Origin of the sequence: Sphingomonas sp. LH128 (assembly GCF_000293195.2) — a bacterium.
GTDB classification, from domain to species: Bacteria; Pseudomonadota; Alphaproteobacteria; order Sphingomonadales; family Sphingomonadaceae; genus Novosphingobium; species Novosphingobium resinovorum_A.
The window spans coordinates 1-10,170 of record NZ_ALVC01000056.1 but is presented as its reverse complement, the minus strand read 5'-3'; the positions used below and the strand labels follow the sequence as shown (position 1 = coordinate 10,170).

The 10,170-nt window shown below is 62.7% G+C and carries 10 protein-coding genes and 1 pseudogene; 3 read left to right on the top strand and 8 right to left on the bottom strand.

The annotated features are described in order from the left end of the window. The 3 genes from LH128_RS05400 to LH128_RS05390 form a co-directional block, all read right to left on the bottom strand. On the bottom strand, positions 1 to 761 hold a 761-nt coding region (locus LH128_RS05400; protein ID WP_008828574.1), incomplete at its 3' end, for a hypothetical protein. Between the two features lie 59 nt (positions 762 to 820). After that, entirely contained in the window at positions 821 to 1,432 is a 612-nt protein-coding gene (locus LH128_RS05395) for a hypothetical protein (protein WP_008828573.1), read from the bottom strand. A 304-nt stretch (positions 1,433 to 1,736) separates the two neighbouring features. After that, a complete protein-coding gene (locus LH128_RS05390; protein ID WP_202950088.1) occupies positions 1,737 to 2,300 on the bottom strand; it encodes a TetR/AcrR family transcriptional regulator in 564 nt (187 codons plus the stop codon). 139 nt (positions 2,301 to 2,439) lie between these two features. Here LH128_RS05390 and LH128_RS05385 point away from each other — a divergent pair, with 139 nt between their 5' ends. Together LH128_RS05385 and LH128_RS05380 are read left to right on the top strand one after the other, a co-directional pair. Continuing rightward, positions 2,440 to 3,462 (top strand): NADP-dependent oxidoreductase, encoded by a 1,023-nt coding sequence (locus LH128_RS05385; RefSeq protein WP_008828571.1) that lies wholly within the window; start codon positions 2,440 to 2,442, stop codon positions 3,460 to 3,462. A 171-nt stretch (positions 3,463 to 3,633) separates the two neighbouring features. Next, entirely contained in the window at positions 3,634 to 4,032 is a 399-nt protein-coding gene (locus LH128_RS05380) for a nuclear transport factor 2 family protein (protein WP_008828570.1), read from the top strand. 294 nt (positions 4,033 to 4,326) lie between these two features. Here the strand turns inward: LH128_RS05380 and istB are convergent, their stop codons facing one another. Further along, a complete protein-coding gene (gene istB / locus LH128_RS05375; protein ID WP_008828568.1) occupies positions 4,327 to 5,055 on the bottom strand; it encodes an IS21-like element helper ATPase IstB in 729 nt (242 codons plus the stop codon). Then, on the bottom strand, positions 5,055 to 6,563 hold the full coding sequence (gene istA / locus LH128_RS05370) for an IS21 family transposase (RefSeq protein ID WP_008828567.1): 1,509 nt from the start codon (positions 6,561 to 6,563) through the stop codon (positions 5,055 to 5,057). Before istA ends, istB begins: the two co-directional genes overlap by 1 nt. Before the next feature lie 101 nt (positions 6,564 to 6,664). On the opposite strand from istA, the pseudogene tnpC reads away from it, so the two are divergent. After that, positions 6,665 to 7,399 (top strand): annotated as a pseudogene (gene tnpC / locus LH128_RS05365) (IS66 family transposase); the annotation flags it as partial. Between the two features lie 324 nt (positions 7,400 to 7,723). Here tnpC and chrA read toward each other — a convergent pair. The 3 genes from chrA to LH128_RS05350 form a co-directional block, all read right to left on the bottom strand. Further along, the gene (chrA, locus tag LH128_RS05360) at positions 7,724 to 8,923 is read right to left on the bottom strand and encodes a chromate efflux transporter (RefSeq protein ID WP_008828565.1); all 1,200 of its coding nucleotides are present in this window, start codon (positions 8,921 to 8,923) and stop codon (positions 7,724 to 7,726) included. A gap of 66 nt (positions 8,924 to 8,989) precedes the next feature. After that, positions 8,990 to 9,706, bottom strand: coding sequence for an arsenical resistance protein ArsH (gene arsH, locus LH128_RS05355; protein WP_008828564.1), 717 nt, complete (start codon positions 9,704 to 9,706; stop codon positions 8,990 to 8,992). Then, the coding region (locus LH128_RS05350; protein ID WP_008828563.1) for an arsenic resistance protein at positions 9,706 to 10,170 on the bottom strand (465 nt) is incomplete at its 5' end. The genes arsH and LH128_RS05350, both read right to left, overlap by 1 nt.

Below are 10,170 nucleotides of genomic sequence, written 5' to 3'. Positions count from 1 at the left end.
CGGCGCACGAACGGCTTGTCGACGCCGGTGTGGCTCAGAAAAATCCCGTGATATTTCTCGTGCGCCGGATCGGCCTTTTCAAGCGCTAGGCCATCCCGCACCAGTTGGTTCTCGGCTTCTGCCGACGTCGGCGGCGTCAGCAGCCATCCGACCGTCGTTCCCCGCACGACATGGCCGCCAAGGCTATAGCCCTCCGGCGTCGATGCGATCGAGGTCATGCCCTCGGCCGGGTCGGATAGACACAAGCTCCAGCCTGTCTTCGACAGAACATCGAAATAGCGCACGAACGGGCTGTCGTGATCGATCGTGCCCATCCGCCGGCCTTTCTTCACCAGCAGGGCCGAACGCTTCACCAGCCCGGCAACCTTCGGCGCCGCGTAACCCAGATGGGTTTCGCGATAGCCGAAGAAATTCATCCGCTTCGGCTCCGACAGGCACCAGACCACGGTAGCGCCGGCCGCGATCGCCGCCTCCATCTCCTTTTCCCGGTCCTCGGCGTCGAACGCAGCGTCGATATCGTAACTGTCGTTCTGGCGCTTGAGCTTTCCCAGTTCGTTGGGCTCGTTCGAGAACTCCCCCTCGGCACCGAACAGGAAATGAGAATAGCTCTGCGGATTGATGATGATCGTGTCGTACTCGTAGAGCGGAAACGCCGCGCGCGCCTTATCTACCCCAGCCTGGCACAGTCCGAGATTTTCAATCTCGACACCTTCGATTTTCTCGCCGGTATATGTGACCCCGACCGTCAGCACGCGCTTCATCAACTCTCACCCTTCCTTGTCTTCTGTCGTCTCGCCGATGGTGCGCCCGCCCTACAGTCTCACTCCAAGACCGGGACCGGCCGCACGTCCCTGACCTCGCCGCGGCTTCCGACCAGGGCGATCTCGATGCCGGCGAGCGCGCAGCGCGGCGCTAGTCGTTCCGCCAGACGCAAGGTGCTTTCCGTGAAAGGCACGACAGCAATCTGCCGCCCTTGCGATGGCGTTGCCATCAGCATGCCGACCGTCTCGCACAGACCTTTGTAGAGCCGGGACATCTGACCCGGATGCCTTGTGTTGATGATCCCGCCTTTGCACTCGGCCGAGATGACGTGGCTGCCGACCTCCGCGACCACATCACCCAGCCCCGACTTTGGATTGACGGTGATCTTCTGGCCCGCAGCGTTCCGGTATGTGCCGCCATAGCTGGTGGTGCCGACACTGGAGACCTTGATGAAGTCGCGTCGAAGCAGCCAGGCCGCGAAGTCGAACTGCTTGCCGTGCTCTCCATCGGGGTGAACACGGACGTGTCGGGTATCCTGCGTCCGCAACAGGTGCATGGCATAGGCGACCATCACCGCGCCCTCGTAGAGATGGTGTTCGTGTTCGCCGTCGGATTTTCCGACCCGGTTTGGCGGCGGCGACAGCGCCGTAACGAGATCCTCGAAATCCATGACAATCCTCCCCGGCCGTTAGTGTAGCTGATGGGCCGAGAGTAATCGTCCTTCATCGCGGAATGGCTCGGCCCCTGATAGCAGATTGATCCCCCGTTCGTCCGCACTCTTTCTTCGCGCAGAACATCGGAATTCTTGGGAGCGCTAGGAGGGGGAGCCTCCGCCTGGGGTCGCGCCTATGGTTTCGGCCGACGCCTTCCGAAGGGAGACCGCCATGCTGTGCTAAATCCCATCAACTGGTGAAGCTGATCGCCCAGCGCTCAAAGGCTTCAGACGCGGTCAACCGCACCATAGCCACGGTCAATCAGTCCCTCGAAGGCCAGGTACTCAGGGCCTGCTTGCCTACAGCCATCAGCACCTCTCTCGGAAAACCAGCTTTGGCCTGCACCGCCATCCCATGCGCAACCGCCAACAGGTAGGCGGCGAGCACCGCGGCGTCCGCATCTGCTGGCAGATCCCCATCGTGCTTCGCTCTTTCGAAGCGATGTCGCAGCGAGGCTTCGCCCTGCGCGCGCCATTCGATCAACGCCAGCCGCGCGCACTCCGCGTCATCCGATGCGGCAAGGGCGCCGTTTATACCGAGACATCCGGTACGATCCGGAAAGCGCGTGCTGAGATCGGCCGCTCCCGCCAGGAAGCTCGCCGCAACCTCTCGCGATGTCTTTAGATCCAACGCTTCCGACACATAATTGGCGTAGTGCTCGCTGTACCGCCCGAGCGCTCGGAGGAAGAGTGCCTCCTTATTGCCGAAAGCGGAATAGAGCGCTGGTCGCTCGACCCCGGTCGCCGCCACCAAGTCCGCGTAGGACGTGCCTTCGTATCCCTTGCGCCAGAAAATGCTGAGCGCGGCTTCGAGCGCCTTCTCCACGTCAAACGTTCGAGCGCGTCCCATCGCTTCTTCCAATCGTTTTCATAATGATCGTTACCAATTCGCTTGACTGACCAAAGCTCATATCATAATGCTCGTTACATAACGATCATTACATCTAATGAGAGAAGGAATCAAGATGGCGAACAAGCCGAACCGCCGGTACATTCTGGCCGCGCGCCCGGAAGGCCGTGCCAAGCTCAGCGATTTCAAGCTCGTGGAGAGCGCAGTTCCATCGCTGAAAGACGGCGAGGTCCTGTTTCGGAACACACTTCTCTCGATCGATCCCTATCAGCGTAACCTGATGGGCAACGGCTCATCCGAATGGCCTGCGATCAACATCGGCGACCCCATGGGTGGGCCGACGGTGGCGGTGGTCGAGGAAAGCAGGAACCCCGATTTTGCCATCGGCGATCATGTTCAGACTTGGTCGGGCTGGCAGGATTATGCGGTTTCGGACGGGTCCGACCTCCGCAAGCTGGACGCCGAAGTGGCTCCGCTCTCGACCGCGCTCGGCCCGTTGGGTCTGACCGGGTTCAGCGCTTGGTACGGCATGACCAAGGTTCATGACTTCAAGCCGGGCGGCACCTTGGTCGTAACCGGCGCCGCTGGCTCAGTTGGATCAGCGGCGGCTCAGCTCGGGAAGCTGCGCGGGCTTCGCGTCGTCGGTGTCGCGGGCGGGGCCGCGAAAGTTGCTTATCTTAAGGATGATCTCGGCCTGGACGAGGCCATCGACTACAAGGCCGACGACTTCAAGAAGCAGATCAAGCGCGCGCTGCCCGACGGCATCGATTCGTTCTTCGAGAATGTCGGCGGCCCGATCTTCCCCGTGCTGATGGAATATTTCAACACGAACGCGAAGATGACCATCTGCGGCACGATCGCAGACTACAGCGACACCGAGCTGCCGAAGGGGACGGACCACCTGCCGAGGTTGATCACCCTGATCCACTACAGGTTCGTCAGCATCAAGGCGTTTGCGACGCCCTACGTCACGGACACCTTCCCTGAATTCCTGGCCGAGATGACCCCCTTGGTCGCGAGCGGCAAGATCAAGTACGGCGAGGAGTTCGTCGACGGTTTCGAAAAGCTCCCCGAAACGCTCCTGACGCTCTTCGACGGCAGTCATAGCGGCAAGAAGCTGATCGTCAGGAACGACTGAGTCCGCGACGTTGGATGCCCCGCGCCGAAGAGCGTTTCCGATTGGCTCGGCCCCTCTTCGGCGATCGGGATGACCTGCGCGAAATGGTTTTTTGAGCGCGGTGCGCACGGGAGGGGCGGGTTGGGACGCGATGAGCGTCCAACCGACTTCACACCATTGAAAGGACCGGCAATGAGCATCGGAGAAAACAAGCGCATCGTCCGAGAGTTCATGACCCTTTTCGAGCGCTCGGCCTTCGCCGAACTGCTCGACATGATGGCCGAAGAGGCGACGTGGACGATCGCCGGCAAGCCGCACCTGTTCGCCGGTGCCGGCGTCAAGACGAAGGGACAGATGGGAAGTATCTGGGAGGGTCTCTACGAAACGCTCGACGGCGGGCTTGAAATGAAGGTCATCGGCATGGTCGCCGAGGATGACCGGGTCGCGGCTGAGGTGCGGTCCCACGCAACCACCAAGTCCGGCAAAATCTACGATAACGACTACCACTTTCTGATTGTCGTCCGCGACGGAAAGATTGCTCAAATTAAAGAATACACCGACCTCATGCACGCAGCGGAAGTCTTCGGCTGACCGCCTCATGGCGGCTCAGAGGACGACTGCAGGAGCGACGTCGTCCCGAGCGCTTTTGCGAAGCCCAGCCTTCGCCTGACACCCCATCAGTCTTCACAACCAAATGACACGGAAGGAATTTGAGATGAGTGAGCTTGCCGTGTCAAATCGCGTTGAAGGCTAGCCCCCTTATCGCGTTGAAGTTCAGCCCCCTTGGGACCTGCGCCGACGTGCCGAGGTCGCCCCGGCTGAGCTGGTCGGGGTTGCTCGGCCGGGGCGATTTCGGCGTTCAGTGCGCGACGGAGGATGACGTGGTCAGGCGCGGTTTTTGAAGCGCCAGCTCTCGTTGCCGGTCTCGATGATATCGCAATGATGCGTGAGCCGATCGAGCATCGCGGTCGTCATTTTGGCGTCGGTGAACACCTGGGGCCAATCGGCAAAGGCGAGATTGGTTGTGATGATGACCGAGGTGTTCTCATAGAGCTTGCTGATCAGGTGGAAGAGCAACTGGGCGCCGGCCTGGCTGAACGGCAGGTAGCCCAGTTCGTCGATGACGATGAGATCGTGGCGCAGCAAGGTCTCGACGATGCGCCCGCTCTTGCCAGCGGCCTTCTCCTGTTCGAGCTGATTGACCAGATCGACCAGATTGAAGAAGCGGCCGCGGGCCCGCGCCCGGATGACGGCGGCCGCGATCGCGATGGCAAGATGGGTCTTTCCGGTACCGGTGCCGCCGATCAGGATCAGATTGCGCTTGGCGTCGATGAAGTCGCCGGTGGCGAGTTCGCGGATCTGGCCTTCATCGACGGGCGTGTTCTCGAAGACGAAGGCGTCGATATCCTTCAGCATCGGGAATCTGGCGCCGCTGATGCGATAGTTGATCGAGCGGGACTGGCGATGGGTCAGCTCCGCGCGGACCAAGCTCGCCAAGAGGGGATAGATCTCCTCACGCCGACTCAGGCCCTTGCCGGCGATCTCGTCGAAGCTGGCGCGCATGCCATAGAGCTTGAGGCTGGTCATCGCCTCGATCAGTTGGTGCCGTTCCATCAGGCAGCTTCCCTTCTCCTACGCAGGTTGTCGTATCGGGCGCAGTCGGCGACTGGCTCGGTCTTGAGCTTGAGAGCGTCGGGCGTGGTGATGCTCTGGGGCACCGGCGGCTGACGACGTCGCGCCAGGATCGCCATGACGACGTCGCCGCTGGCGATGCCGGCCGCGAGCGCCTCGGCGCAGGCCTCCGCCACCGCGGCAATGCCGTCTTCGGGGACGCGGCCGAGGATCTTCACGAACTGGCGGTCACCATCGGCATGACGCCGCAGCTTCTCGCGCACCGCGGTGAGCGGCGCCGGCAAATCCCAGTCCTTGAACGGGGCGCCGTTGCGCAGGGCGCCGGGCTTGCGCATCAGCACCGGCAGATAGTGCCAGGGGTCGTAGACGACCTGGTCGCGCTTGAAGCTGCGCGGGTGATCGGCGACCGTCTCACCGTCGAGCAGCACGACGATCCGATCTGCATAGGTGCGTACCAGCACGGCGCGGCCAGCGGCTCGGGCATCGACGCTGTACTTGTTGCGGTCATGCGTGATCAGGCAGGTCGTGGTCGCCCGCATCGGCTTCTCGGCGAAGCCGGCGAAGGGCCCTAGATACGGCATCAGCCGCGCCTTCTCCTCCTCGAAGACCTCGATGACAAACCGGTCGCGGAACTCAGGGTGCTTCGCCCGCCGGGCATAGGCCATGCACTGATCGGCAAGCCAGGCGTTCAGCTCATCGAGTGTCTTCACCTTCGGCCGTGGCCGGAACAGCAGGTCGCGGATGGTGCCAACCTGGTTCTCGACCTGGCCCTTCTCCCAGCCGGCCGCCGGCGTGCAGGCCACCGGCTCGACGAGATGATGCGAGCACATCTGCAGAAAGCGCCGATTGTACTCCCGGGCGCGCCCGACGAAGACCGTCTCCACCGCCGTCTTCATGTTGTCATAGATGCCGCGCCGGCAGACCCCGCCATAGAAGGCGAAAGCCTTGTCGTGTGCATCGAAGACCATCTCCTGCGTCTCGCGGAAATAGGCGCGCACGATCGGCATGCGGCTATAGGAAAGCCGCATCTGCGCGACCTTCACCACGACGGGCAGGCCGTGAAGCTCGATCGCCTCGTGGCTCCAGTCGAACTGATAGGCTTCGCCAGGATCAAATCGCAGCGGGATGAAAGCCTGCGCCGGCAGCCGGGCGCGATCGGCACGCCAGGCCTTTACAAACCGATGGACGCTGTCATGCGCTCCGTCATATCCGCGCCCGCGCAGTTCCTCGAAAAGCCGGATCGTCGAGCGGCGCTCACGCCGGGGCAGCCGATCTTCGGCCTCGAGGATGCCAGTCAGCGCCTCCACCCAGGCTCCGAGCTTCCGCTGCGGCTGGACCTCGCGCTTGTAGGCAAACTCGGTCGCACCGGAGCGAAGCACTTTGCGAACCGTGTCGCGCGCAATGCCCAGTTCGCGCGCGATCCGCTTGATCCCCTTGCCGTTCCAGTGATGCTCGAACCGGATCCGCGCGATCGTCTCCACACCCGTCATCCCCGGACCCTTCCGAAAAACCGGAAGGATCAGCCAGAGCCAATAACAGGGGGGCTAACCTTCAACGCGATAAGCGCCCCTCACAGGGGCAACATTGCAGGCGATCTCACAGCGGGTCGGATCCGCCTGGCGTGGCCTATCTCTATGCTCCCGACCGCAAGGCCGAGCAGCCGATCCGGCATCTTCAGGGCTTCGTGGGCACGCTCCAGGTCGATGGCTACGCAGGCTACAAGATCCTGGCCGAGCGCAACGCGGTGAGCCTGGCGTTCTGCTGGAGCCACGTCCGGCGCAAGTTCTACGAACTCGCTCAATCCGGCCCGGCGCCGATCGCCACGGAAGCGCTCGTGCGCATCGCGGCTCTCTACCAGGTCGAGGCCAACACCCGCGGCTGCTCGGACGAGGAACGTCGCGCTGCCCGGCAGGCCAGGAGCCGCCCCATCGTCGCGGCGCTGGAGCCATGGCTCAAGGAGAAGCTCGGCCTCGTCAGCCAGAAGAGCAAGCTCGCCGAGGCCATCCGCTACGCCCTCTCGCGCTGGCAGGGCCTCTCCCGCTTCCTCGACGACGGCCGCGTCGAGATCGACTCCAACATCGTCGAGCGCGCCATCCGGCCGATCGCGCTCAATCGCAAGAACGCGCTCTTCGCCGGCTCAGACGGTGGCGGCGAGCACTGGGCTGTCATCGCCTCGCTGGTGGAGACCTGCAAGCTCAACGCCATCGACCCGCAAGCCTATCTCGGCGACGTCATCGCCCGCATCGTCGCCGGTCATCCTCAGAGCCAGATCGACGACCTGCTGCCCTGGGCCTACGCGCCCCAGCCGCTCAAGGCCGTGGCCTGAAAACAGCGGTTACGCCGCAACTGCGGGCCGATGACTTTGACCTGCCCCGTTGAAGTACCGTCCTGCCCAACTACCGTTCGCAGATTTGTCAAATCTAGAGTCAATCAACTGCTTGTTCAGATGGTGGGGAAAGCCTTCCCCTGCGGTCGAGCCCTCTGGTCTCGGCCGACCCCTTCTGCGGGGAGACCCCCCAGGCTGTGCAGAAACTCTCCCTGATGTCGCTGGGCTTGGATCTCGCCGGCTAGCGTTGGCGTGGCGCGACACAATTCAGCATCGTGCTACCTCGGGTTTGACAGAGTGAGCCCGATAGCTTTCGAAACCGCCTTACATCAACAGGCTAAGCGCAGCTCCACCCACGGCCGCCAGCAACACGACGACCCATGGCGGAGCTTTCCAGGCCATCAGCGCCACGAAACAAATCAAGGCCAGTGCGAAATCCGGCATGCCTCCGATCGCGCTGGTGAAGACAGGCGAATAAAGCGCAGCGCCGAGGATTCCGACGACTGCGGCATTGGCGCCCTGCATGGCCGACTGCGCCCACGTCTTACGGCGCAGTTGATCCCAGAAGGGCAACGCCCCGATCAGGATCAGGAAGCCCGGCAGGAAAAGTGCGACAAGAGCGATCGTCGCGCCGGCCACGCCGTTCGGCGCCGGTCCCATGACCGCTCCGAGCCAGGCGGCAAAGGTAAAGAGCGGTCCGGGGACCGCCTGCGCTGCGCCATAACCCGCAAGGAAGGCATCATCGGACACCCATCCTGGCGTGACCGTTTCAGCCTGTAACAGCGGCAACACGACATGTCCGCCACCAAAGACAAGCGAGCCGGCACGAAAGAAGCTGTCCGCCAGCGCCCATCCTTGCGCTTGCCCCGCTAGGACCGGCAGGCCAATCAGTAGGGCGACGAACAGCGCGAAGGCCATCAGTCCGGCTTTGCGTGAAACCGGCACAGGCAGATGCTCGCCAATCGTGACCTGTCCTTTGCCAAGAGCCAGCCCGGCAAGTGCGCCCAGCAGTATGGCCGCCATCATCCCGATCGCTCCCGGCGCCCAGGCAAGCAGAAGCACGGCCACGACCGCGATCGTGGCGCGCTCCTTATCGGGGCACAGGTTTTTTGCCATGCCCCACACGGCTTGCGCCACGATGGCGACGGCGACGATCTTGAGACCATGTAGGACGCCAAGCGCTAACGGGCTTTCCAGCCGCGTAGCCGTCATGGCAAGCGCAAGAAGGATCATGGCCGATGGCAGGGTGAAGGCGAGGAAAGCTGCGAACGCGCCGAGCCATCCCGCCCGCGTCAGACCAAGAGCAAAGCCGACCTGGCTGGAAGCCGGACCGGGCAGGAACTGGCACAGTGCCACCAAATCGGTATATGCGCTTTCGCTCAGCCATTTTCGCCGCGTCACCAGCTCGTCCCGGAAATAGCCCAGATGTGCGATCGGTCCACCGAAGGAGGTGAGCCCCAGCTTCAGGAATGCGCGGAATACCTCGGAGACGCTTCCTTGCGACTGTTGCGGGCTATGATCCATTCAAGGGACCTCGTTGGTTGGGGCATTCTTGCGAGCGATGACGTGCGATCGGCGCGGGATAGATTCTCAGGTTGCAGCCGTCAGATTGACCCGCTGCATCAGGGCCTCGCCGCTCTCCTTGCGCTCGGAATAGCGGTCGGTCAGGTAGGGTGAGACGTCGCGCGTCAGAAGCGTAAACTTCATCAGTTCCTCCATTACGTCGACCACTCGATCATAATAGGAGGACGGTTTCATCCGGCCCGCATCGTCGAACTCCTGAAAGGCCTTGGCGACGGAGGACTGGTTGGGGATCGTCACCATGCGCATCCAGCGGCCGAGCACACGCATCTGGTTGACGGCGTTGAAGCTCTGCGAGCCGCCGGAGACCTGCATCACCGCGAGTGTCCGGCCCTGCGTTGGCCTTACCGCGCCGACCGAAAGGGGAATCCAGTCGATCTGCGCCTTCATCACCGCGCTCATTGCGCCGTGCCGCTCCGGGCTGGTCCAGACCTGGCCTTCCGACCAGAGCGAGAGCTCTCGCAGTTCCTGCACTTTCGGATGCCTGACCTCGGCGCCGTCCGGCAATGGCAGGCCATGCGGATCGAAGACGCGTGTTTCCGCGCCAAAGTGTTTCAGCAGGCGCTCGGCCTCGAATGTCAGGAAACGGCTGTAGGATCGCTCGCGGAGCGAGCCATAAAGCAGCAGGATACGCGGCGGATGGGTAGAAGGGTCGGTTACGCGCAGCCGACCAAGGCTGGGAGTATCAACGCAGCCGGCATCAAGATTGGGAAGATCGTCCGGCATCAACGCTGCTCTTTCGCGAGTTCGGACACCTTGCCGCCACGCTCATACCAGCCTTTGGAGCGGTTCACGATCCAGACGACCGAGAGCATCACCGGCACTTCAATCAGCACCCCGACAACGGTGGCGAGCGCCGCACCCGAGTGAAAACCGAACAGGCTGATGGCGGCGGCAACCGCCAGTTCGAAGAAATTTGACGCGCCGATCAGCGCCGAGGGACCGGCAACGCAATGTTGTTCGCCGGCAAGCCGGTTGAGCAGATAGGCAAGGCCGGAGTTGAAATAGACCTGAATCAGGATCGGCACTGCCAGCAGGCCGATGATGGCCGGCTGCGCGATGATCTGCTCGCCCTGAAATCCGAACAGCAAAACAAGCGTCGCCAGCAAAGCGACGAGAGAAGCCGGGCCGAGCTTTGCAAGCAGCCGGTCAAGCGCTGCCTGCCCGCCACTTGTCAGCATCCGGCGACG